The 23,777-nt window shown below is 68.5% G+C and carries 20 protein-coding genes and 1 pseudogene; 10 read left to right on the plus strand and 11 right to left on the minus strand.

All coding sequences use genetic code 11. The features are described 5' to 3' along the window. Positions 1-70: 70 nt before the first annotated feature. The 5 genes from ACX9NE_RS20435 to ricR all read right to left on the minus strand — a co-directional run bounded on the left by ACX9NE_RS20435 (position 71) and on the right by ricR (position 5,744). Complete coding sequence (locus tag ACX9NE_RS20435; protein WP_459362714.1) at positions 71-2,299, minus strand: molybdopterin-dependent oxidoreductase; 2,229 nt, start codon at positions 2,297-2,299, stop codon at positions 71-73. Continuing rightward, positions 2,292-2,873: a TetR/AcrR family transcriptional regulator gene (locus ACX9NE_RS20440; protein WP_459362713.1), complete on the minus strand. Its 582-nt coding sequence runs from the start codon at positions 2,871-2,873 to the stop codon at positions 2,292-2,294. Before ACX9NE_RS20440 ends, ACX9NE_RS20435 begins: the two co-directional genes overlap by 8 nt. A 101-nt stretch (positions 2,874-2,974) precedes the next feature. Continuing rightward, positions 2,975-3,970, minus strand: a complete 996-nt coding sequence (locus tag ACX9NE_RS20445) for a L,D-transpeptidase (RefSeq protein WP_459362712.1) — start codon at positions 3,968-3,970, stop codon at positions 2,975-2,977. Between the two features lie 132 nt (positions 3,971-4,102). Then, positions 4,103-5,350 (minus strand): MFS transporter, encoded by a 1,248-nt coding sequence (locus tag ACX9NE_RS20450; RefSeq protein WP_459362711.1) that lies wholly within the window; start codon positions 5,348-5,350, stop codon positions 4,103-4,105. A gap of 103 nt (positions 5,351-5,453) precedes the next feature. After that, positions 5,454-5,744 (minus strand): copper-sensing transcriptional repressor RicR, encoded by a 291-nt coding sequence (gene ricR / locus ACX9NE_RS20455; RefSeq protein ID WP_459362710.1) that lies wholly within the window; start codon positions 5,742-5,744, stop codon positions 5,454-5,456. Between the two features lie 95 nt (positions 5,745-5,839). Between ricR and ilvD the strand changes: the two genes are divergently transcribed. Continuing rightward, positions 5,840-7,534, plus strand: a complete 1,695-nt coding sequence (gene ilvD / locus ACX9NE_RS20460; protein WP_459362709.1) for a dihydroxy-acid dehydratase — start codon at positions 5,840-5,842, stop codon at positions 7,532-7,534. A 100-nt stretch (positions 7,535-7,634) separates the two neighbouring features. Further along, complete coding sequence (locus ACX9NE_RS20465) at positions 7,635-10,838, plus strand: PE family protein (RefSeq protein WP_459362708.1); 3,204 nt, start codon at positions 7,635-7,637, stop codon at positions 10,836-10,838. Here ACX9NE_RS20465 and ACX9NE_RS20470 read toward each other — a convergent pair. Further along, positions 10,827-11,282, minus strand: a complete 456-nt coding sequence (locus ACX9NE_RS20470; RefSeq protein ID WP_459362707.1) for a hypothetical protein — start codon at positions 11,280-11,282, stop codon at positions 10,827-10,829. The genes ACX9NE_RS20465 and ACX9NE_RS20470 overlap by 12 nt on opposite strands. Positions 11,283-11,439: 157 nt before the next feature. On the opposite strand from ACX9NE_RS20470, the pseudogene ACX9NE_RS20475 reads away from it, so the two are divergent. From ACX9NE_RS20475 to mymT, 3 genes and pseudogenes are all read left to right on the plus strand, one after another. Further along, a pseudogene (locus ACX9NE_RS20475) lies at positions 11,440-11,604 on the plus strand (SDR family oxidoreductase); the annotation flags it as partial. 52 nt (positions 11,605-11,656) lie between these two features. Next, positions 11,657-12,910 (plus strand): ATP-grasp domain-containing protein, encoded by a 1,254-nt coding sequence (locus tag ACX9NE_RS20480; RefSeq protein WP_459362706.1) that lies wholly within the window; start codon positions 11,657-11,659, stop codon positions 12,908-12,910. After that, the gene (mymT, locus tag ACX9NE_RS20485) at positions 12,897-13,040 is read left to right on the plus strand and encodes a copper-binding metallothionein MymT (protein ID WP_459362705.1); all 144 of its coding nucleotides are present in this window, start codon (positions 12,897-12,899) and stop codon (positions 13,038-13,040) included. The genes ACX9NE_RS20480 and mymT overlap by 14 nt, the downstream gene beginning before the upstream one ends. A gap of 31 nt (positions 13,041-13,071) precedes the next feature. Here the strand turns inward: mymT and ACX9NE_RS20490 are convergent, their stop codons facing one another. From ACX9NE_RS20490 to ACX9NE_RS20505, 4 genes are read right to left on the minus strand one after another with little or no spacing between them, the layout of a single operon-like run. Next, a complete protein-coding gene (locus ACX9NE_RS20490) occupies positions 13,072-15,159 on the minus strand; it encodes a glycoside hydrolase family 3 protein (RefSeq protein WP_459362704.1) in 2,088 nt (695 codons plus the stop codon). Beyond that, positions 15,156-15,650: a TIGR04338 family metallohydrolase gene (locus tag ACX9NE_RS20495; protein ID WP_459362703.1), complete on the minus strand. Its 495-nt coding sequence runs from the start codon at positions 15,648-15,650 to the stop codon at positions 15,156-15,158. The genes ACX9NE_RS20490 and ACX9NE_RS20495 overlap by 4 nt, the downstream gene beginning before the upstream one ends. Further along, the gene (locus ACX9NE_RS20500; RefSeq protein WP_459362702.1) at positions 15,647-16,396 is read right to left on the minus strand and encodes a DUF2786 domain-containing protein; all 750 of its coding nucleotides are present in this window, start codon (positions 16,394-16,396) and stop codon (positions 15,647-15,649) included. The genes ACX9NE_RS20495 and ACX9NE_RS20500 overlap by 4 nt, the downstream gene beginning before the upstream one ends. A gap of 43 nt (positions 16,397-16,439) precedes the next feature. Then, positions 16,440-17,279, minus strand: coding sequence for an alpha/beta hydrolase (locus ACX9NE_RS20505; protein WP_459362701.1), 840 nt, complete (start codon positions 17,277-17,279; stop codon positions 16,440-16,442). On the opposite strand from ACX9NE_RS20505, the gene ACX9NE_RS20510 reads away from it, so the two are divergent. From ACX9NE_RS20510 to ACX9NE_RS20530, 5 genes are all read left to right on the plus strand, one after another. Next, positions 17,227-18,336 (plus strand): sigma-70 family RNA polymerase sigma factor, encoded by a 1,110-nt coding sequence (locus ACX9NE_RS20510; RefSeq protein ID WP_459362776.1) that lies wholly within the window; start codon positions 17,227-17,229, stop codon positions 18,334-18,336. The genes ACX9NE_RS20505 and ACX9NE_RS20510 overlap by 53 nt on opposite strands. After that, a complete protein-coding gene (locus ACX9NE_RS20515; protein ID WP_459362699.1) occupies positions 18,333-19,736 on the plus strand; it encodes an alpha/beta hydrolase domain-containing protein in 1,404 nt (467 codons plus the stop codon). Before ACX9NE_RS20510 ends, ACX9NE_RS20515 begins: the two co-directional genes overlap by 4 nt. Before the next feature lie 4 nt (positions 19,737-19,740). Beyond that, the gene (locus ACX9NE_RS20520; RefSeq protein ID WP_459362698.1) at positions 19,741-20,466 is read left to right on the plus strand and encodes a pirin family protein; all 726 of its coding nucleotides are present in this window, start codon (positions 19,741-19,743) and stop codon (positions 20,464-20,466) included. 38 nt (positions 20,467-20,504) lie between these two features. After that, on the plus strand, positions 20,505-21,914 hold the full coding sequence (locus ACX9NE_RS20525) for a YhgE/Pip domain-containing protein (protein ID WP_459362697.1): 1,410 nt from the start codon (positions 20,505-20,507) through the stop codon (positions 21,912-21,914). A gap of 161 nt (positions 21,915-22,075) precedes the next feature. Further along, complete coding sequence (locus tag ACX9NE_RS20530) at positions 22,076-23,107, plus strand: phosphodiester glycosidase family protein (RefSeq protein ID WP_459362696.1); 1,032 nt, start codon at positions 22,076-22,078, stop codon at positions 23,105-23,107. Here ACX9NE_RS20530 and ACX9NE_RS20535 read toward each other — a convergent pair. Beyond that, positions 23,100-23,777 carry a YoaK family protein gene (locus ACX9NE_RS20535; protein ID WP_459362695.1) on the minus strand — a complete coding sequence of 226 codons (678 nt, stop codon included), beginning with the start codon at positions 23,775-23,777 and terminating at the stop codon, positions 23,100-23,102. The genes ACX9NE_RS20530 and ACX9NE_RS20535 overlap by 8 nt on opposite strands.

Raw genomic sequence — 23,777 nt, forward strand, 5'->3', positions numbered from 1 at the left:
CACCCTTCGCCGCGAGCAGACATCAACTCGCATAAATCCATTGCTAAACGTGCGATTTCGCGTCTGTTCGTCAAGGGGTGGCGCAGGCTTCGATCCGGGCCGGCACGTGCTTGTGCCACGGCGTGCCGGCATAGGGGTCGCGCCACTTGGTGGACGTCAGGGCGTTGGGAGCAACGCCGGGGATGACGGTACGACCGTTCTCGTCGACGTAGTCCAACCCGAAACCGTTGGGCAGCGCGGCATGCCCGGGCAGCATGGTCTCGGTGATCTCGACGGTGGCTTCCGCGCTGCCGGCCGAGGTGGTGATGCGCGCCCGGCCACCGTCGTGCAGGCCGAGTGCCTGGGCGTCTTCGACACTGACCCGCAGCGCCCCGTCAGCGTCGCGTTTACGCCAGGACGGGTCGCGGAAGATGTCGTTGGCGGTGTAGGCGCGCCGCTCCCCCACCGACAGCACGATCGGCAGCTCGTCGCTGGTCAGCCGCTCCGGCTCGTTCGCCAAAGCCCTTATCTCACTGAGCATTTCGGGTATTTCCAGAGCGATCTTGTGATCGCTGTGACCGATCAGCGCGAAGTCGTCCTGGTAGTTGTGCACGGTGAACGTAATCCCGGAGCGCCCCTGCAGGATGGCGTCGAAAAGCGCGTTGCCGTCAGCGTGCCCGGCGCGCCGGACCGCGTCGGGGTAGGTCATCGCCGTCTTCTGCGCCTGCCCCCACAGCGCGGCCGCGCCGGCCAGACCTTCGGGCAACGTCGGGCCCAGAGTCTCGTAAAGCACATAGGGCAGCACCCGCGCCAACGACGGATTGCCCGCCACCGCAGCGAAAAACGCCTCAGTGTAGGCCTGGCGACCGCGCGCCGCCGCTTCGTGCAACGGCCGCAGGTCCTCATCCGAGACGACACCCAGCGCCCGCACCAGTCGCGCCCAGATCTCGGGCTCGGGGAGCGTCCCGGGCAACGGCGGGAACAGCGGATGGCGCAGCTGCATTGCGTTGCGCGGGAATTCCAAATTGAAGAATGTGCACTCCGGCTTCTCGAACTGCGACGCCGCGGGCAGCACGTAGTGCGCCAGGCGGGCTGTTTCGGTCATGGCGATGTCGACGACCACCAGCAGCTCCAGCGACGAGAAAGCCGCGCGGCACGCGGCCGAATCGGCCAGTGAGTGTGCCGGATTGCTGCTCTCGACGATCATCGCCCGGAACCGGTCCGGGTGATCGGTGAGGATCTCCTCGGGCACCACGTTGCCCGGCACCAACCCGGCGATGATGGGTGCGCCAGTGACCGGCGTGCGCCCGGAGACGGTGCTGAACAGCGGCGCGAACGACGAATGTAGATGTTGGGCACCCTTTTTCGCGAAGTTGCCGGTAAGGATCCACAGCATTTTGTCCAGGTAAGAGCACACCGTGCTGTTCGGCGCCTGCTGCACGCCGAGGTCCTCGAACAACGCGACACTGCCCGCGGTCCCGATACGCCGCGCCGCGGCGCGCAGCAACTCCTCGTCCACTCCGCACCGCCCCGCGTACTCGGCGACCGGGACCTCACCCAGCACCGCACGAACCGCATCCACACCCTGCAAATGTTCGGCGAGAAACGCTTCGTCGCAGAGGTTTTCCTGCACCAGCACAGCGGCCAGCGCCGCCAGGCACCAGGCGTCGGTCCCGGGACGCACCCTCAGATGGAAGTCGGCCATCTTGGCCGTATCGGTGACGACGGGATCGATCACGATCATCGAGCGCAGCGGGTCCTTGGCGATCTCGTTGAGCACCACCCTCGCCCGGGGGAAACTCTGTGACATCCATGGGTTCTTGCCGACGAACACCGATACCTCGGCATGCTCGAATTCGCCGCGGGTGTGACCACCGTAGAGTTGCGCGTCGACCCACGCCTCGCCGGTCTTCTCCTGCGCCAACGCATTCGAGCGGTATTTGGAGCCCAGCGCCTTGAGGAACGCGCCGCTGTAGGCGCCACCGAGATGGTTGCCCTGTCCGCCACCGCCGTAGTAGAAGATCTTGTCGCCCCCGTACGTGTCGCGGACGCGCTTGAAGCCCTCGGCGATCTCGACAATCGCGGTGTCCCAGTCGATTTCCTGGTAGGTACCGTCGGCGCGCCGGCGCAGCGGTGCGGTCAGCCGGCCGCGGCCGTTCTGATAGCGATCCAGCCGCAGCGCCTTGTTGCAGGTGTATCCCTGCGACGCAGGATGCGCCTTGTCGCCCCGGATGCGGGCCAGTGTGCGTCCTTCGGTCTGGACCACGATGCCGCAGTTGCACTCGCACAGGATGCACGCGGTGGGCCGCCAATCACTCATGGGGCAGATTCCTTTCGAGTAACTCGCGCAACTGTCGGTGAACGAGATCCAACGGCGCCAGGTCACGTCGCACCCGCGCCAGCAGCAACGCACCCTCGAGCGCGGCCGTCGCCAACTCCGCAAGCTCGCCCGCTCGCTCGGCGGCGATGCCGTCGGCGATGAAGCGTTGAGCGATCAGTTCCGACCACCTGTCGAACACTGCCGCCGCTCGCTGCACCACGGGCGCCATCCGGTCCCGATCGTCCTTGTCGAAGCCCGCTTCCACCGATACGGCCGCGATCGGGCAGCCCGCGCGGTAATCCGTACTCAGCAACTGCTCCCGGTATTTCTCGATCAGCCTGTCCAACAACGCGAGACCGCCGTCCGCCTCCCTGATGAACGAGGCGATGTGCTCACCGGCGTAGTCGACCGCCTCGCACAGCAGCTGGGTGCGCCCGCCCGGGAAGTGGTGGTACGCCGAGCCGCGCGGCGCTCCGCTATGGGCCAGCACATCGGCGATCGCGGTGGCACGAGCGCCGCGCTCGCGGATCAGCAACGCCGCGGACACCACCATCCGCTCCCGGGGACCCCGCATATGTATGATGCTATACATAACTCCCCCGGCGCGACCAGACGCAAAATCGCCCTTTCCGAGTCCGGAAAGGGCGATTTTGTGTCTGCTCGGCGCGGAAAGAGCTACATCTGCCAGTCGGAGGCGCCGTCGGGCTTGTTGTAGGTGCCGACGGAGTTCTTGACCACGATCGGGTCACCGCTGCCGAAGTTGTCGAAGAACCACTTCGCGTTCGCCGGACTCAGGTTGATGCACCCGTGGCTGACGTCGCGTTTGCCCTGGTCGCCCACCGACCACGGCGCGCTGTGCACGAAGTTGCCGCTGTTGTCGATCCGGACGGCATCCGACACGGTCACCTTGTAGCCGTTGGGCGAGTTGACCGGCACCCCGTAGGTCGAGGAGTCCATCACCACCGTCGGCATCTTTTCCAGCACGTAGTAGGTGCCGTTCGGCGTCTGGTGCCCCCCGGAGGCCATGCCCATCGACATCGGGAAGGTCTGCTGCACCACCCCGTTGCGGGTGATCGTCATCTGGTGCGTGGCGTCATCGGCCGTGGCGATCAGCGAATCACCGGTGCGGAAACTCGACTTGGTGCCGGCCGCGTCGATGTTGACCGCCGTGTTGGCCGGCCAGAACGACAGCGGCCGCCAGCGCAGCTGCGAGGGCGTCATCCAGTAGAACTTGCCCGGCACCGGCGGGATTGACGAGATGTGGACCGCGCGTTCGGCCATCGCCTGGTCGGCGATCGGCACCTGGAAGTTGATGATGATCGGCTTCGCCACACCCACCATGGCCCCGTTGACCGGGTTGAAGGTCGGCGGCCGGAACGGCGGGTCCCCGGTGAAGGGCGTCGGGTCCTGTCCGGCTACCGGCCCGGACGCCACCGGCACCGTGGCCGGGTCACCCGGGGGAAGGCCGAACGGGTCGGGCAGCGGTGGCAGAGCGGTCGGCTCGGGCGCGGGTGGGTCGGCGGGGGCCACCACCGGACCCGGGTCGCCGGGCACCTCGTCCGGGTCCGCCAGTGCCGGGCCGGCGCCCATCGCGAGCACCGCGGCCACTCCGAATGCGTTGAGAGCGGCGACGAGACCAGCCCTCGTGCGGCCTCTCTTCCAGCGCGACATAGTCTTTCCCTCCGGTCACCTACGTGAAGACCTGAACTGGCCCCAGTGTGGCACAGCAGAACCCCCCACTAGCCATTCGGCGAACCCGCCGCGACCGTTACCGGGCCCACTTCAAGCCGCTGACCTGCGGCGTTAGTCCCTCTGTGAAATTGCCGTATCCGGCACATCGACTATCGGCCGGATGGCCGCCATCGCCAACAACGCGGCGCCCATCAGTCCCGCCGACGCGGTGAGCATCATCGCCACACTGCGTTCGTACAACAGCCCGCCCGCCAGCGAGCCCGCCATGATGCCCACCTGGAACGCCGTCACGTACAGCCCCGAGGCGCCGTCCGGGTCGTCGGCCCCGGCGCGCATCGCCGCCGACTGCAGCATCGGCGACACCGCGGTGGCCATGGCGCCCCACAGCACGATCGCGCCCGTCCCGACCACCAGCGCCGTCGTCGCGGATCGGTGCCAACCGAAGGCCAGCGCGCTCAGCAGCGCCAGCGCGGCCGTCAGGCCCGCCATGCAGACGATGATCGCGCCCTTGGGGCGCCGGTCCAGAGGGCGCGCCACCAGCGCCACCGACAGCACTCCGGCGATTCCGTACGCGGCCAGCAGCCAGGCAACGTTGGGGCCTCGCACGCCAACGACCTGGCGGACGATCACCACGATGTAGGTGTAGGAGACGAAGTGTCCGGTGACCCCGATCATGGTGATCAGGCTCACGACGATCAGCGCCCGGTTGCGGTGGTGCGTCGAGCGCCGGCCCACGTACTGCAACTGGTCGGTGGTCAGCGTCATCGCGGGCAGTACCAACCGCGCCGCCACGGTCACCACCGCGGCGGCGACGGTGACGCACACGGCGGCCAATCGCCAGCCCCACATCAGGCTCAGCGCCGCGGTGAGTGGACTACCGATGACCAGTGCCAGGCTGGTCCCGACATAGATCGACATGGTCGCGCGCCCGGCGTGGCTGGACGGCACCAGGCGGGTGGCGATCGGCGCGATCACCGACCACAGCAGCCCGTGCGTCACCGCGCAGAGCACCCGGCCGGCGGCAAGCACCGCGAAGGTGGGCGCCAGCGCCGAAATGAGCTGTGACAGCGTCAGGCACACCAGGCTGAGCATCAACGTCCGCCGGCGCGGCCAGTGTGCGGTCCAGCGCACCAGCGGCACGGTGGTCAACGCCGCCACGAACGCGTACCAGGACAGCAGCGTGCCCACCAGCACCACGCTGACGTTCAGATTGCGCGCGATCGCCGACAGCGCTCCCACCGGCAGCAGTTCGGCGGTGACATAGATGAAGGCCGCCGCTGCGAGCACTGCCAGTTGAACCGCGACCCGTGGCGTCCACGTTCGTGCGGTTGCGGCGATGGTTCCCGATTCGGCAGTCATGTTGTTGAGGTGGCACATCGTCCGCGCGCCGGACACACTGCGCCCTGATAACCGTACGCAACCTAGCGGCGCTTTACCCAAACATTGCGTGTCAACACGCCCGTCAGGAACGGACGAGGCGCGCGATGGCTGCCGACGCTTCCGCCAGCTTCTCGTCGGCCTCGGGCCCGCCCTCTGCCACCGCGTTGGTGACGCAGTGATTCAGGTGCTCATCGAGGAGGTTCAGCGCCACGGAACGCATCGCGCTGTTGACGGCGCTGATCTGGGTGAGCACGTCGATGCAGTACTTGTCCTCTTCGATCATGCGCGCGATCCCGCGCACCTGACCTTCGATGCGACGCAGCCGCTTGGCGTAGTTGTCTTTGTGCTGCGCGTATCCGTGCGGTGCCGTCATCTGCTCTCCCGAACGCCGTCTTATACCCTAACGGGGTATCCCGTAACGATGATAAACGATTTTGGCGAGATGACGCCGCACCGCATACTTGCTGCATGCCTGAACCCGACATCAAACCCCGCAGCCGCGACGTCACCGACGGCCTGGAGAAGGCCGCGGCACGCGGGATGCTCCGCGCGTTAGGCATGGGCGATGAAGACTTCGCGAAGGCTCAGATCGGGGTCGCGTCGTCCTGGAACGAGATCACGCCGTGCAACCTGTCGCTGGACCGGCTGGCCAAGGCGGTCAAGGACGGCGTTTTCCAGGCGGGCGGCTACCCCCTCGAGTTCGGCACCATCTCGGTGTCCGACGGTATTTCGATGGGACACGAGGGGATGCACTTCTCGCTGGTGTCGCGTGAGGTGATCGCGGACAGCGTCGAAACGGTGATGCAGGCCGAGCGACTGGACGGCTCGGTGCTGCTCGCCGGCTGCGACAAGTCGCTGCCCGGCATGCTGATGGCCGCCGCACGCCTGAACCTGGCCTCGGTGTTCCTGTACGCCGGTTCGGTGTTGCCGGGGCTGGCCAAGTTGTCGGACGGCAGTGAGCGCGAGGTCACCATCATCGACGCGTTCGAAGCGGTGGGCGCCTGTTCGCGCGGCTTGATGAGCCGCGACGACGTCGACGCCATCGAGCGCGCGTTCTGTCCCGGCGAGGGGGCCTGCGGTGGCATGTACACCGCCAACACCATGGCCAGCGCCGCCGAGGCCCTGGGCATGTCGTTGCCGGGCAGCGCCGCGCCCCCGGCGACCGACCGGCGCCGCGACGGGTTCGCCCGGCGCAGCGGGCAGGCGGTCATCGAGCTGCTGCGCCAGGGCATCACCGCCCGCGACATCCTGACCCGGGAGGCGTTCGAAAACGCGATCGCGGTGGTGATGGCGTTCGGCGGCTCGACCAACGCGGTGCTGCACCTGCTGGCGATCGCCCGCGAGGCCGAGGTCGAGCTGTCCCTCGACGACTTCACCAGGATCGGGCGACGGGTGCCCCACCTCGCGGACGTCAAGCCGTTCGGCCGGCACGTGATGTCGCACGTGGACCACATCGGCGGCGTGCCGGTGGTGATGAAAGCGCTTTTGGATGCCGGCCTCTTGAACGGCGACTGCCTGACGGTGACCGGCAAGACCATGGCCGAGAACCTCGCCGACATCGCCCCGCCGGACCCCGACGGCAAGGTGCTGCGGGCGCTGAACAATCCGATCCACCCCACCGGCGGCATCACGATCCTGCGCGGATCGCTGGCCCCGGACGGCGCGGTGGTGAAGTCGGCCGGCTTCGATTCCGATGTAGTCGAGGGCACTGCAAGGGTTTTCGATGGCGAACGAGCAGCCCTGGACGCCCTCGAGGACGGCACCATCACTCACGGCGACGCGGTGGTGATCCGCTACGAGGGCCCCAAGGGCGGTCCGGGCATGCGCGAGATGCTCGCCATCACGGCCGCCATCAAGGGCGCCGGGCTCGGCAAGGACGTGCTGCTGCTCACCGACGGCAGGTTCTCCGGCGGGACCACCGGCTTGTGTATCGGCCACATCGCGCCTGAAGCCGTCGACGCCGGACCCATCGCCTTCCTGCGCGACGGCGACACGATCCGTCTCGACGTGGCCAACCGCACCCTCGACATGCTGGTCGACCCGGACGAGTTCGCCTCCCGGCGAGAGGGTTTCACTCCGCCGCCGCCGCGCTACAAGACCGGTGTCCTGGCCAAGTACGTCAAGTTGGTCGGCTCGGCAGCATACGGCGCGGTCTGCGGCTAGCGAAAGGCGAGACTTCAACGGCAGCCGTCCATTACATTGCCTTAATATCGGGCCACCCCACCGCCGGCGTCCGACTCCCCTGAGCGCAGCGAGGTCTCCTATGACTTATGCCGTGGTTTCGCCGCAACGACTGGCCACGCTGGCCGGCGACGCCAACAACATCGGGGTGCAACTCAGCACAGGTAGCGCGGCGGCGGTGCGCGGCACCACCGCTGTGGCCAGCGCCGCGGCCGATGAGGTGTCGAACGCGATCGCGGCGGTGTTCTCGCAGCACGGACAGAGCTACCAGGCGCTGGCCGCCGAGGCGGCGGCCTTCCATGATCAGTTCGTCAATGCCCTGCTGACCAGCTCCAACGCTTACTTGTCCGCCGAATCGGCGAACTCGGGACTGCTCGGGCTCATCAATGCACCCACCCAGGTCCTGTTCAACAGGCCTCTGATCGGTAATGGCGCCGACGGCGTGACCGTCAACGGCGTCGGCACCGCAGGTGGGGCCGGCGGCATCTTGTACGGCAACGGCGGAAACGGCGGAGCCAGCACCAATGCCGGCGCGTCCGGCGGCGCCGGCGGAGCTGCCGGGCTCATCGGCAACGGCGGGGCGGGTGGCGTCGGTGGACCAGGTGGCAGCGGAGGCGCCGGTGGCATTGCCGGCACGCTGTTCGGCAACGGCGGCGCGGGCGGTATGGGCGGAGCGGGCCTCGCCGGCACCTCAGGTGCAGCCGGTGGCGCGGGCGGGAACGGCGGGACCGGTGGCAGTGCCGGCTGGTATGGAACAGGCGGGGCAGGTGGCGCCGGCGGGGCCGGCGGCATCGGCGCTAAGGGTCTGGCCGGTCAGCCAGGCGGAGCCGGTGGGTCCGGCGGCCAGGGCGGTATCGGTGGCAGCGCAGGCGTATTCGGCCACGGCGGCCTGGGCGGTGACGGCGGCAGCGGCGGCGCTGGGGGCACCGGCGGCGACGGTCTGCCGGCCGGCTTCAACAATCCCGCCCCGGCGGGCGGGCACGGAGGCTCCGGCGGGGCCGCCGGAGCAGGCGGCAACGCGGGATTCCTCGGCGTCAACGGCAACGGCGGACATGGCGGCGACGGCGGGCACGGCGGTACCGGAGGTGCCGGCGCGCCCAGCGACGGCACCGGTTTCGGCAAGGGCGCCGGCTTGGGCGGCCGCGGCGGCGACGGCGGCGACGCCGGTGTCGGTGGCGCTGTCGGCTCCGGCGGCTCGGGCGGAGTTGCCGGTGTTTACGGCAACGGCGGAACCGGCGGAACCGGCGGCAACGGCGGCAATGGGCTCAGTGCCGCACCCGGTACCGGCGGCAGCGGTACCTCCGCGGGGTCCGGCGGCCTGGGCGGCAACGGCGGCAACAGCGGCGCCGGCGGCACCAACGGCGACGGCGGCGACGGCGGGATGGGGGGCACCGGCGGAGACGGCGGCAGCGGCACCCCCGACACCGGTGCAGGCGCCGGCAACGGCGGCAGCGGCGGTAGGGGCGGCCTCGGCGGTTTCAGCGGGTCCGCGGGGACCGGCGGCGCCGGTGGAACCGCAGGCACCGCCGGGAACGGCGGAGACGGCGGGAAAGGCGGCACCGGTGCTGACGGTGCCGCCGGCACCGGGCGCTCGGGCGGCATGGGCGGCGGAGGCGGCGGAGGCGGCATCGGGGGCCCCGGTGCCCCCGGCGGCACGAACGGTAATGGCGGCGCAGGCGGCGCAGGCGGCGCGGGCGGCAACGGCGGCAGCGGCACACCCGACACCGGCAGCGGCGGCGGCGGAGGCGGGGCCGGGGGCATGGGCGGGACGGGTGGCATCGGCGGCTGGCCAGGCGAACGCGGCGATGCCGCCATGGGAGTCGCGGGGACCGGGGGCGCCGGGGGCGCCGGTGGATCCGGCGGAGAAGGTGCCGGCGCCATCGTCGGGTCCGGCAACAGTGGCGGGGTCGGCGGCGACGGTGGGGACGGTGGGTACGGCGGATACGGCGGCAACGGCTTCTTCAGTCCGGGCGGCACCGGCAGCGCCGGCGGGCACGGCGGCCAGGCGGGCCAAGGTGGCCTGGCCGGCAACGGCACCGATCGCAACTATTCCGGGTACGGCGGTGACGGCGGCACCGGAGGCGGAGGCGGATATGGCGGCGCCGGGCGTCCCAACCAGGACGGCTACGCGGGCGGCGGCGGCGGCATGGGCGGCACCGGCGGCGACTCGGTCGGGGGTACCGCGGGCAACGGCGGCACCGGCGGCGAAGGTGGTGGCGGCGGGTACGGCGGCTACGGCGAGGGTCAAGCGGGCCCCACCGGCGGCGTCGGGGGAACTGGCGGTACCGGCGGCGCCCCCGGGACGGGTGCGACCAACGGCGTCGGCGGCAACGGCGGCCAGGGCGGCATGGGCGGACCTGGCGGCCAAGGCGGCTATGGCGTGCAGGCGGCCGGGTACCAGGGCGGCATGGGTGGTGCCGGCGGTGTAGGCGGCGATCCGGGCGCGGGCGGTGTCGGCGGCGACGGCGGCACCGGCGGCTACGGCGGTGCCGGTGGCTACGGCGACGACGGTGACAGCAGTGACGGTTACGCCGGCGGCACCGGCGGCACCGGCGGCACCGGCGGGGCGCCCGGTCCTGGCGGCAACGGTGGCGCCGGCGGCGGCGGCGGGTACGGCGGGACCGGCGGCTTCGGCGGAACCGGCGGTGAAGACCAGCAGGGCTTCGCCGGGGGGGCCGGTGGTACCGGTGGCGCCGGCGGGGTCGGGTTCTCCACCGAAGCCGGCGCGGCCAACGGCAACGGCGGACTCGGCGGACCGGGCGGCCTGGGCGGTCAGGGTGGAGACGGTGGGTACACCGGTAGCAATTACGCAGGCGAGGCGGGCGGTCAAGGCGGTATGGGCGGCCAGGGGGGTGACGGCGGCCAGGCCGGCTCCGGAGCCGGTAGCGCCGGAGCCGTCGGCGCAGGCGGTCTCGGCGGGTTCGGCGGCAAGGGCGGTACCGGCGGAAGTGGCTACTACTCCGCTGACGCCGGACCCGGGGGTCAGGGCGGCACCGGAGGTACCGGAGGTACCGGTGCCAGTGGCGTCACCGCCGGCCAGGCCGGTGGCGACGGTGGGAACGGTGGAACCGGAGGCGTCGGCGGCACCGGTGGCACGGCTTCGGGGTCCGGCGCCAACGGCAACGGGGGTAACGGCGGCACCGGCGGGCAAGGCGGCGACGGTGGTGACGGGAAGGGCGCCGCCGGTGGCCAAGGCGGTACCGGCGGCCCTGGCGGGCAGGGAACCGCACCCAACGGCGTCGGCGGCGGACCCGGCGGCCCCGGTGCCGACGGGCTAAACCTCTAGCGCGAGCCGCCGCAAATGAGCCTCCGCCGCCCGGTTGGGGATCATCATCGCCGGGAGTGCGCCGGCCGCGGTGACGACGATCAGCACCCAGATGCTCGAGGAGAAGCCGAACTCCGCGCTGACTGCCAACGTTGCCGAAACCCCCAGGGCACCAACGAAGTTGCGCAACAGCACTAATAATGACGTGGTGGCGCCGAGGTGGGCGCGGTCCACGCTGAGCTGCGCGAGCAGCAGCGCGGGCAACACACCCAGCGCCGCCGCGACGCCGATCAGCGCCGCGGCCACGAACAGCCTCGGAAACGCAGTCGATCCGAGCAGCATCAGCCCGGCGGCCGCGGCGGCCACCAGAGGCGCCGAAACCACCGTACGGGTACCGACTCGAAGGGCCGCCAGGGCGCTGAGGGAACCCGCCGTCAACCACATGACGGTCAACGGAACCGCCACCAGGCCGGAATTCAGTTGCGGGTAAAGCTTCCGGGCCAGTTCAGGTATGAGTACTGCGCGAACCCGATGATGAACGCAGCGAGAGCGCAACCGAGCACCACCCGACTGGTCAACAGCGACCTCGGGATCACGGAGTGCCGGTGGGTCCGGCAGGCGCAGCCATCCCGACTACTACCGTCGGATCGATGAGCGAATCCCATTGGGGCGCTGGGCCGAACCCACCGATGTCGCCGACGTCATCCTGTTTCTGTGCAGCGATCTGAGTCGCTACATCACCGGTTCCGCCTTGACAGTCGACGGAGGTCTCAGCGGTGTGTTCTGAGTCAGCCAACCGGACCATCGCGTTTACCTCACTCCTCTCGTCGGCTGATTACGTGCGTAAGGTGTTCGCGCGCCGCGAAGTGACGCTGCTTGACGTTGTCGATGACGAATTGAGTTGTCCAGCAGACGATGTCGATCCGCGAGGAATTCTGCGTCGTACCGCCGAGACCCGGGCCGGCGTTATCCGGTACCGCGCCGGTGACCTAGCACCGGCCGCGCGGGCCCTCAGCGCCGCCCGACCTGCCTTTGTGTTCTACGGGTTCGAGTACGACCTGCCGGCGGCCGACCGGTTGGCCGCCCTGGTGTGTCCGCAGTTCGCCAACGACCCGGCGACCTCATCGGCCCGCGAACGCAAGGACGAGACCGATCGCCTGTTGCGCGACCACGGTTACCCCGTGCCGCGGGAGGTGTCGTTTCAGCTGCACAAGCCCTTGGACGAGCGGCTGCTGGACGGGCTCGGCGAATCGCTGATCATCAAACCGGTGCGCTACGCGGGAAAGCACGCGATCGTGTCGCGGGACGGTGTGCACTCCTGGTTGCGGGACGCCCGAGGAAGCGACCCCGACCCGCACGCCGCGTATACGGCGCAAGAGCTGCTCATCGATCGGGATGCAGCGGGAATGCAGCAGACCTACAGCATCGACGGCTTCGCCCTCGGGGGCGAGTACTACTTCGTGAGCCTGCAGCGCTGGCACAAGTTCGTGCTGAGCGACGGCGTGCGCTACTGCTGGGCCGAACAGCTCGATGTCAGCGCCGCCGAGCACGCGTCGTTGCTGGCGCATACCCGAGAACTGCTGAAGGCCTTGGGTCACCAGAACGGGTTCTTCCATCCCGAGTTCACCGCATCCCCGCGTGGACCGGTGCTGATCGACCTCAATCCCCGGCTGGCCGGAGCGGGCGGGATGGTGGACCGGATGATCGGCGCCGCCCAGGGGGTGGGCGTGATCGACACCTTTGTCGATCTCGCGTTCGGTGAGCCGATGCTCGCGCCCGAACCGCGGCGGCAGGTGCGTCTACTTGCGATCTACGGGCTGAGGGACGACGAGGTGGAGACCGTGTCGGCCCTGCCCAGCGTCGAGGAACTATTCGGGTCGGCGATCATGGGTTGCCACTTCGTGCTTTTGCCCACCAGGACGGCGCGCAGGTGCGCAGGGACAGCGAGCTTTGCTACCGCCGTTTCGTCGCGCCGCGCTACGCACCGCGGTGAGGCGAAATCGGATCGGAGCCTTATCCGTACCCCTGGGGGTATATGCTGTAAGTGGACTCGACCCCTTACAGATGAAGGGATGCCAAATGGCAACTTATGAAGCTGGAACCGAACTGACCTGCGGCCACGAGGGCTGTGGCTGTCGGGTGCGCATCGAGGTCCCGTGCCACTGCCCCGGCAGCGAATCGTACCGCTGCACCTGCGGCGAGGCAATGGTTCCCGTCCAGTAGCCCCCTCCCGGCCGGTCGTGCGCACGGGTGCTCAGCGTCCGAACGCACGGCCGGCCAACTCGACCTGGGCCACCAGGGTCAGGTTTACCGCCGAAGCTCCCACGGCCACCGTGTACGGGCCCGGACTGATCCGCCACGTCCCACGGTCGTAGCGGGCCAGCAGGCGAGGGTCGACGTGGATGCTCACGCGGCGGCACTGACCCGGTTCGAGGTCGACTCTGGCAAATCCCAGCAGCCGCAATCGCGGCTCCCCTGGCGCCGCGGCCAGATACAGCTGCGGGACATCGCTACCGCCGCGCTCGCCGGTATTGACGACAGTGAAGTCAACCCGCACGGTGTCGCCGCCGGTCGCCTGCAGGTCGCGATAGTCAAAGCTGGTGTAAGACAGGCCGTGGCCGAACGCGAACAGCGGTGCCTGGCCGGCTGCGGCGAACCAGCGGTAACCCACTTCGGCGCCCTCCGAATAGTGGATGGTGGTCGGCGAGCCCAGCTGCGGGCGCGGCGTCTGACCGAGGTCCACCGGAAAGGTGATGGGCAGTCGTCCCGACGGATTCACTTGTCCGGTAACAATTTCCGCGATTGCTCGGCCGCCCTGTTGCCCCGGGTACCAGGCGGCGAGGATCGCGTTCACCGAGTCGCGCCACGGCATCACCACCGGATTTCCGGTCTGCAACACCACGACCGTGTTCGGGTTGGCGGCGGCGACGGCGGCGATCAGTTCGTCCTGCCCCCACGGCAGGGACAGATCGGCGCCGTCGAACCCTTCACCTTCGGCCCGGGTCGCGTAGACGATGGCGACATCCGCCCGGCGCGCCACCGGCACCGCCTCGGCCGGACTGACTCCGGGGTCGAATTCGATCTGTGCCTGCGGCAGCAGCTTTCTCAGCTCGTCGAGGGGGCTCGAGGGCAGCAGGTACAGATTGCGCATGCCCGCCTCGAGACCCGTACCGCCGATCGGGATCACGTCGGCGTAGCCGCCCGGCGGGACGACGGTGCTCGAGCCGAACCCCGCCGGCACCCCGCGGTGGGCGTAGCCGCCGATCACGGCGATGCGCCCGGCCGATAACGGCAGCGCCCCGCGGTTCTGCAGCAACACGATTCCCTGTCGCGCAATATCCAGGGCAATATCGTTGTGCGCGGTCATGTCCGGTTCCGGTAGGGGTCCCCACTGGTCGATCCCGACCGCGAACATCGACCGCAGGATTCGCCGGACCATGTCCGACAACCGGTCCTTCGGAAACCGCCCGTCGGCGTAGGCGGCGCGCAGTGGGGCGCCGAACGTCTCGGCCTGCCACAGCAGGGCGTCGATCTGGGCGCCGCACTCCTGGTCGAGACCACCCAGCGCGCACTCCCAGCTCGGCGTGGCGCCCCAGTCCGACATCACCCACCCGGGATATCCCCACGCGCCTTTGAGCACGTCGTTGAGCAGGGCGGAGTTCGCCGCGGCATATTCGCCGTTGACCTTGTTGTAGGCCGCCATCACCGCGCCGGGCCGAGCCCGCTCGACGGCGATCTCGAAGGCAAGCAGGTCGGATTCGCGGTGTGCGTCGGGATCGATGACGGCATCCAGCCAGTGCCGGTTGGTTTCGTTGCAATTCAGCGAGAAGTGCTTGATGGTGCAGATGACGCCGTGTTGCTGGATCCCGATGATCTGCTCGGCGGCCATGGCGGCGCTCAGGAGTGGGTCTTCGGAGAAGTATTCGAAATTGCGGCCGTTGCGCGGATCGCGGGCCAGGTTCATCGCGCCCGCCAACTGAACGTTGAAACCGCGGCTGCGTGCCTCCTGGCCGATCACCGAGCCCGCCGCCCGGGCCAGGTCGGGATTGAAACTGGCGGCCAGCGCCAGTCCGGCCGGCAGCGCCGTGGCGGTATCACCCGGCCGGAACCCGGGATTGGTCACGCCCAGTCCGGCGTCACTCATCCGCAGCGGCGGAATCCCGAGGCGCGCGATCCCGGGCACGTACCCCGCGCTCATCGGGACGTCCGGCGGGATCCGTTCGTCGTGCAGCGGCCACATGTCGCCGGCGCCCATCACGCCGACCAGCAGCGCAAACCGCTCGTCGTCGGTCAGCGCAGCCTCGACCTGCCGAGCCCGTTCGTCAGGGTCGCGGTCGCTCATCGCACTCCCTCTTTCGCGTACACGACGCGCAGCACATGGCCGAGCTCGGGACCCATCACCAGCTCGGTCAGCGTGCACATCGTTGCGACGAAGTCCGGGCCGTGTGGCGGCGGCACCCGGCACAGATGATGCGCCACCTCATGCAGTATGACGAGCTCACGCATCGCCCAATCCGCGGTGTCGCGGTCGGGAACCGCGATAGTGCCTGCCCCGTCCCGGTTCTCATAGTGCGCGGAGGTGGCTCCCCGCCGCGCCCGCACCACCGGCCCCGGCACGTCCGGCCACTTCCGGCGCACCGCCGGCAGTGCCATCACATCGTCGACGTATCGCTGCACGGACGCCACCGACGCGAACCGTCCCTCCGGCGGCAGTGTCAACCGGGTGCCGAAGAAGTCCATGCTGGGTGACCCGTGTTCGGCGGCACGGTCGAACATGACTCGCACGAATTCCTCAGCCGCGTAGACCTTGGCGCGCTGGGAGTCGCGGGTCAACGGCCCAGCGCGGACCGCGCCCCGGGCAACTCGGGACTGCCGCCCAGGCGTGCCCGCCGGCCCGCCCGGTCTCCCGCACGCCGCGCCGCCGATGAATACCCGGCGGAGGCCCGGTGGGCCTGCCAGGTGCCGCGCGCCCTGGAAGCCTCCCGGTAGTGGTCGCGCAGCTCGAGTTCCTTGTCCCGCAACGCAATCGCAGTACCGGGGGCGCGCCGACTGTCCTTGGTCACTTCCTGGCGGGCCTGTTCGCGGGCCTCCGCCAGTCGCTGACCGACGCGGGCCCCGAACGCCAGCTGAAAATTGAGCCGGGCGGTGATGGTGGGCGTCGGCCGGTGTTGGCCCGTGGCCAGGTAGGCATCGGAGGCGCGGACCATCTGCACGACCAGGCTGGCGTACAGGGCGTGCGTCGCGTCGATGTCTTCGGCGAACCCGTAGGCGTACAGGAACGTCGAATTCGAGGCGATATCGCAGCGCACGTCGTTCGCCGCCGCAATCAGTACGAAGAGTTGCACATAAGTCCGAAGCCCGCGGGTGCCCGCCGCGCCGATTGTTATGGTGCGTTGCGTGGGGGCCTGGGCTGCCGAGCGGTTGGCGGCATGGGAGCGCGCCACCGCAAGGTCGATGGACGAGGCCGTGGCCAAGCGCTGAGCGGCGGTCATGAATGCCTCGGCCTCGTGCGGGTTGTCGGTACCCTCCGCCTGACGCAGCAGTGCCGCAATACGGGACAGCATCTTGTCGTCGGTCATGCCGCCAAACTAGCGCAGCGGCACGACATTCCCGGTCGGCGATTCACAGGCGCAGGTTGAGCCAGGCCACCACGTCGCCGAGCACCCGGGCCTGCTCGGGCTCGTTGAAGACCTCGTGATACAGCCCGGGGTACTCCTTGAGTTCCACGTCGTTGGAGCCCACGCACTCCACCAGGCGGCGGCTGCCCTCGATGGGTACCAGCGTGTCGCCGGTGCCGTGCACCACCAGCAACGGAGTGGTCAACGCCGGTGCCCGCTGCGGCATCGTCTCGCCCACCTGCAGCAGCGCCCGGCCCATTCCCGCCGGCACCTTCCCGTGGTAGACCAGCGGATCGGTGTTGTAGGCGTTGACCACCTCGGGGTCACGCGAGATGGCGTTGAAGTCGAGCGACTCCACCGGCAGGCCGGGCGTCAGCACGCCCAGCACCTTGGCGGCCAGCGCCACCACCCGCGGCACCATGTCCTGCGCGGCTACCGCCGGCGCGGACAACACCATCAGGTCGTAGTTGTCCGGACGCTCCACCCCGTAGGCGAACACGATCGCACCGCCCATGCTGTGCCCGAGCACGATGCGGGTCAGGCCCGGGTTCTCCCGGGTCGCGATGCCTACCAGGGTGTCGAAGTCGCCGGTGAATTCCGAGACGTCGCGCACCATCACCCGTTTGCCGCCCGAACGGCCGTGCCCGCGGTGATCGAGCGCGTACGTGATCAGGCCCGCCTCACCCAGCCGCTGCGTCACATGGTCGTAGCGACGCGCGTGCTCACCGAAACCGTGGGCCAGAATGACCACCGCGCGCGGCGGGACGTCCGGGGTCCACACGTCGTAGACGATCGGTACGCCACCGACACCATCGAAATTCCGTTCAGTGCGCGTGGTAATCATCACCGGCAGCTTACGGCCTGTACAGCCGCTCCCGGGCGGCGTGTTGTCGCACACTCTGCGTAGTCTCGGACTGGTGAGTGTGCTCACCGAAAATTCCGCTTTCCACCGCGGCGGAGATTTCTCCGCCCATGCCGAACCCTACCGGCGTGAACTGCTCGCCCATTGCTACCGGATGACCGGTTCGTTGCACGACGCCGAGGACCTGGTGCAAGAGACGCTGCTGCGGGCCTGGAAGTCCTACGACAGATTCGAGGGCAAGTCCTCGGTCCGCACCTGGCTGCACCGGATCGCCACCAACACCTGCCTCACCGCCCTGGAGGGCCGGGCCCGACGGCCGTTGCCGACCGGGCTGGGCAACGACCGCTCGGACCCGACGGCCGAACTGGTCGAGCGCGCCGAAGTCCCCTGGCTGGAGCCACTGCCCGACGCCCAGGATCCAGCTGACCCGTCGGTGATCGCCGAGTCGCGTGAGTCGGTGCGGTTGGCGTTCGTCGCCGCGCTGCAGCACCTCTCGCCGCGGCAACGGGCGGTGTTGTTGTTGCGCGACGTGCTGCAGTGGAAGGCGGCCGAGGTCGCCGAAGCCATCGGCACCACCACCGTCGCGGTCAACAGCCTGCTGCAGCGCGCCCGAGCCCAGCTGGACGCCGTCGCGCCCAGCGCCGACGACCGGCTGGCCGCGCCGGATTCGGCGGAAGCGCGAGATCTGCTGAATCGCTACATCGCGGCATTCGAGACCTACGACATCGACAGATTGGTCGATCTGTTCACCGCAGAGGCGATCTGGGAGATGCCGCCCTACATCGGCTGGTACCAGGGCGCACCGGACATCATCACGCTCATCCACCAGCAGTGCCCCGCCGAACTACCTGGTGACATGCGAATGATCCCGATCGTCGCCAACGGCCAGCCCGGTGCGGCCATGTACATGCGCGCCGGCGATCGCCATGTGCCCTTCCAACTTCACGTGCTCGACATCAGACCGGATGGGGTGTCGCACGTGGTGGCGTTCCTCGACGGCTCGCTCTTCACCAGATTCGGCTTGCCTGAGGCGCTGTGACGCAGCCGCCCGCCGTCACGCCGGTTTCCGGGCGACCGTCGATTCTGCTGGGCGCGTTCGACATCGGCAGCGTGGGCTACCTCGCGCGGGAGTTCTTCATCTCGGGCACCGCCTCCTCCTACACCCCGGAGCTCCCGTTGGACCCGGACGGCCGATGGAGCGTAACCGCCACGGGCGCAGCCGATTACACCACCCGGGTAGTGGTGCTCACCCCGGCCGACCCAGCCCGGTTCAACGGCACCGTACTGGTCGAATGGCTCAACGTCAGTGGCGGGATCGACGCCCCGGCGGTGTGGATGATGGCGCACCGGGAGGTGATTCGTGCGGGCTACGCCTACGTCATGGTGTCGGCTCAGAAGGTGGGCGTGGACGGGGGCGCAAGCCTGCTGGGCATCGACATGTCGCTGAAAAGCCAGGATCCCACCCGCTACGCGCCGCTCAACCACCCGGGCGACGCGTTCGCCTACGACATCTTCTCGCAAGTCGGCCGGCTCGCCCGGGAATCCGGTGACATCCTGGGTGAGCTGAACCCGGAATACGTGGTCGCCCTGGGCGAATCTCAGTCCGCGATGTTTTTGACCAGCTACATCAATGCCGTCGATCCGCTAGTGCGAACCTACGACGGGTTTCTGGTGCATTCCCGGTTCGGGCCCGCCGCGCCGCTGGGCGACAGCTCCATCTTCGACGAGCTGCGATCCGGCGGTGCGCAGGCGGTCAAGTTCCGTCTGGACCTGCGCGTCCCACTCATGGCGATCATCACCGAAACCGACCTTTACGGCGCGCGACAGCACGGCTATTACGCCGCCCGCCAACCCGACAACCGATTGCTTCGGGTATGGGAGATCGCCGGTGCCGCGCACGCCGACAACTACACCATCCAGGTGGCTCCCATCGACTCCGGTTCCGCGTCGATCAAACACCTGGTCGCGGCCTACGCACCCACCGATAAGCTGATGGGTCAGCAGCTTGATCACTACATCAACTTCGGGCCGCAACACCACTACGTCGTGCAGGCGGCGCTCGCGGCGCTGACCGCCTGGGTCCGCACCGGTGCGGCGCCGCCCAGTGCGCCGCCGCTGCAAGCCCGAGACGCCGAGCACCCGGCGCCGGTGCTGGATGCCCACGGCATTGCCGTGGGCGGGGTGCGCACGCCATGGGTGGACGTCCCGATGGCCCGGACCTCTGGCATCGCCACCCAGCAAAGCCCCATGTCGTCGAGATTCGGTTGCGGCGAGCCCTTCGACAACGCCACGTTGCGGCGTCTCTACCCCGGCGGCGCAGACGAATACCTGCGAGGGTTTACTCACGCGCTCGATGCCGCCGTCGAGTCCGGGTTCATCCTGGCTGCCGACCGCGGGGAGATCCTTGAACTCGCCCGGGCCACCTACCCGGGGGATTGAACCCATGCCCGCCAACGTGGACATCCGGCGAGCAGCCGACCGTGCCGTCACTTCCACATCGTGGCTACAGTCCCGTCATTCATTCTCCTTCGGCGACCATTACCACCCGGACAACACCCATTTCGGATTGCTACTGGTCAACAATGACGACATCATCGCGCCCGCAACGGGTTTCGACGAGCACCCGCACCGGGACATGGAGATTGTCACCTGGGTCCTGGACGGTGAATTGACACATCAGGATTCCACTGGAAATCATGGTGTCATCTACCCCGGCCTGGGCCAACGCATGTCGGCCGGCAGCGGCATCCTGCATTCGGAGAAGAACGATTCAACAACGCGGCCAGTGCATTTCGTACAGATGTGGATAGCTCCCGACCAGACCGGCATCACGCCGGGCTATCAACAGCACGACTTCGGGGGGCAGCTGAGTAGCGGCACCCTGGTCACCGTCGCGTCGGGCATTCCCGGGCGCGATGCCGCGATCACCCTGCACAACCGCGCCGCAGCGCTGCATGTTGCGCGCCTGAACGCCGGCGACTGCATTCCCCTGCCTCCCGCGCCTTACCTGCACGTATTCGCGGCGCGTGGCCGTCTCACCATCGAGGAAAGCGGCGAGCTTGCCGATGGAGACGCGGCCCGGCTGACCGACGCGCAGGGCCGGCACATCACCGCGCGGCAGCCTTCCGAAGTGCTGGTCTGGGAGATGCACGCGAAGCTGGGCGGCTGACCGACACATTAGAGTCGGCTCGACAGACAGGAGCTCCCATGTCTCAGAAGCAGCCCCGCCACGCTGCACCCAAACCGAACCGGAACACCAGGCAACTTCGTAAGGTGCGGTTCTGGCTGGCGCCGATCCTGATCACCCTGGCTCTCATGTCAGCGCTGTCCGCGCTGTACCTGGGCGGCATCCTGAACCCGACAACCAACCTGCGCCACTTCCCGATCGCGGTGGTCAACCAGGACGCCGGGCCCTACGGCAAGCAGATCGCCGACGGGGTGGTGGCCGCACTGGACAAGGAGAAGTTCGACGTGCGCGTGGTTTCCCAGCCAGAAGCCAAGCAGCTACTGGATCGGGCGCAGGTGTACGGCGAGATGGTGATCCCGCCGGGTTTCTCGTCGAAGTTGCGCGATCTCGGGGAAAGTGCGCTGACGGCCAACCGCGCCGAACGGCCGACGATCACCGTCTCGACCAATCCCCGCGCGGGCACGTTGGGCTCCAGTATCGCGGGCCAAACCCTGACCCAGGCCGCTTCGGTGGCCAACAGCAAGGTGGGCGAACGACTTTCGGCCGACGTCGCCGCTCAGACCGGAGGTGCGCCACTGGCCGGCGCCTCGGTGCTGAGCCTGACAAGTCCGATCGAGGTCAAAGCGAACGTCTACAACCCGCTGCCCAACGGCACCGGAAACGGGTTGTCGGCCTTCTACTATTCGCTGTTGCTATTGCTCGCCGGATTCACCGGCAGCATCGTCGTGAGCACGTTGGTCGACTCGATGCTCGGTTACGTACCAGCCGAATTCGGCCCTGTCTACCGCTTCGCCGAACAGGTCAACATCTCCCGCTTCCGTACCCTGTTGGTCAAGTGGGGGCTGATGATCATCCTGGCGCTTGCGACGTCGGGCGTGTACATGGCGATCGCCCACGGCCTGGGCATGCCGATCACCCTGGGCTGGCAACTGTGGGGCTATGGGGTGTTCGCGATCAGTGCGGTGGGCATCACCTCCAGCTCGCTGATCGCGGTGCTGGGCTCGATGGGCCTGTTGTTCAGCATGCTGGTCTTCGTCATCCTGGGCTTGCCGTCGGCGGGCGCGACGGTGCCGCTGGAGGCGGTGCCGCCGTTCTTCCGCTGGCTGGCCGGGTTCGAGCCGATGCACCAGGTGTTCCTCGGAGTGCGCTCCCTGCTCTACCTCAGCGGCCACGGGGATGCCGGATTGCGTCAGGCGTTGATCATGACATCTGTCGGCCTGGTGATCGGGCTGTTGCTGGGCGGGATCATCACCCGCCTGTATGACCGCAAGGGATTTCACCGGATTCCCGGCGCGATCCAGCATGCCATCGCCGCCGAGCACCAGGCGCATCATCAGCGCGAGAAGGCGCGTGAGGCGACCCTGGAATCAGAAACCGAAACGCAGGCCGAGCCCGCTGAGACCTCTGAAAGTCCAAGCAGGCAAACGTAATTCGAACGCCGCCGGGCCGTGATGGTGCTGTTACTTAAGTTGACAGCGTGACGGATGTGACTGATCCTGGGGAAGAGTTGCTTCCCGGATAACGGCCGAAAGGGCTTCCTGTGCCGACGCCAGCTGCCGTCTTGCGACGACTAGCGTCAGGCTGTGCTGCGATGGCGTTGTGCGTCACGCTGACCAGCACTGCGGGCCAGCCCGTCGCGCACGCTGCCGATGCGCGTGAGTTGCTGGAGCAGGCCATTGCCACCACCAAAGGCTCCTACCTGGTCTACAACTTCGGCGGCGGCCACCCCATGCCGCTCCTGGACGGATCGGGTCATTGGTATGAGTTGAACAACGGCGGCCACCTGATGATCATCAAGCAGGCGGCGAGCCGCCTGCAGCCGCACCTGCTGGTGGACACCCACCAGGGTGATCAGGCCCGCTGCGAGAACAACGCCGGCGCACGTACCGGCGAAGGACTCTGGCAAGCCTCCGAGATCTACCCGCCGCTGCAGGCGTGGCAGCGCATGGGCCAGCCGACCATCGCGATCAACGCCAATTTCTTCGACGTGCGCGGGCAGAAGGGTGGTTCCTGGCGGGAGACCGGGTGCAGTTCGCCGCTGGGCGCGTTCGTCGACAACACGCACGGCCAGGGTCGCGCCAACCAGGCGGTCACCGGCACCGTGGCCTACCCGGGTAAACAGGGCCTGTCCGGCGGCAACGAATCCTGGACATCGCTCACCACGATGATCCTGCCCGTCGGCGGCGCGCCATACGTGTTGCGGCCCAAGGGCAGAGAGGACTACGACCTGGCGACGCCGGTGGTCCAGGACCTGCTCGACAAGAACGCGAAGTTCGTCGCGGTAGCCGGCATCGGCCTGTTGTCGCCCGGCAATACCGGACAGTTGCACGACGGGGGTCCCAGTGCGGCACGCACGGCCCTGGCCTACTCGAAGCAAAAGGACGAGATGTACGTCTTCGAGGGCGGCAACTACACCCCGGACAACATCCAGGACCTGTTCCGCGGCCTAGGCAGCGACACGGCCATCCTGCTCGACGGTGGCGGCTCCTCGGCGATCGTGCTGCGCCGCGACACCGGGGGCATGTGGGCCGGCGCCGGAGCACCGAGGGGATCGTGTGACACCCGGCAGGTGCTGTGCGACTCACACGAGCGGGCACTGCCGAGTTGGCTGGCGTTCAATTGACGGAGGGCCCGAATCTGAAGATCAGCATGCTGGTGCCGACCACGGCGGCTGCCAGTCCAAGTACCGGGGCCACCGCCACCCGCGTGACCGTCGCACCGATGGTCGCGCCGGCGCACATCGTCAGAACCACGCCGTAGCGCAGCTTTTCGCGGCGTGCGGTACCGCCGGCCAGCCGACTGTCGACGCCGAGCCCCACAATCGTCGACGTCAGCACCGTCGTGGTGAGCTCTTGAATCCCGAACTGCCGCGCGGTGGAGTGCTGCAGGCCGAACACGACCGCCAGTCCGCCGATCAGCAACAGCTTGGTGTTGTCGTTGTATCGGCACACGCCCGTCCCTGCCATCGTCGACAAGATGCTCAGCAACACCACCTCGATGCTCAACGCGGTGGTGATCCACCGGCGGGTCTGGTCTTTGAAGTGCCGCATCAATCTGCCGCCGAGGATCGTGCCGGCGACGAAGGTCGGAAACGCGATGACGACGGCGGTCAGGTCGACGTTGGATCGCGGCGCGAACCAGAAGCCGAGGAAGATGACGTTGCCCGTCATGTTGGCAACGAAGACATGCCCGAGCACCAGGACGGCGATCGCATCGGCCAAGCCGGTCGCAAAGGTCAACAGCAGCAGTGCCGTGACGGTCGACCGCTGGGATACCGGGGAAGCGACGGCCAT

The sequence above is a fragment of the Mycobacterium sp. ML4 genome (assembly GCF_054515735.1).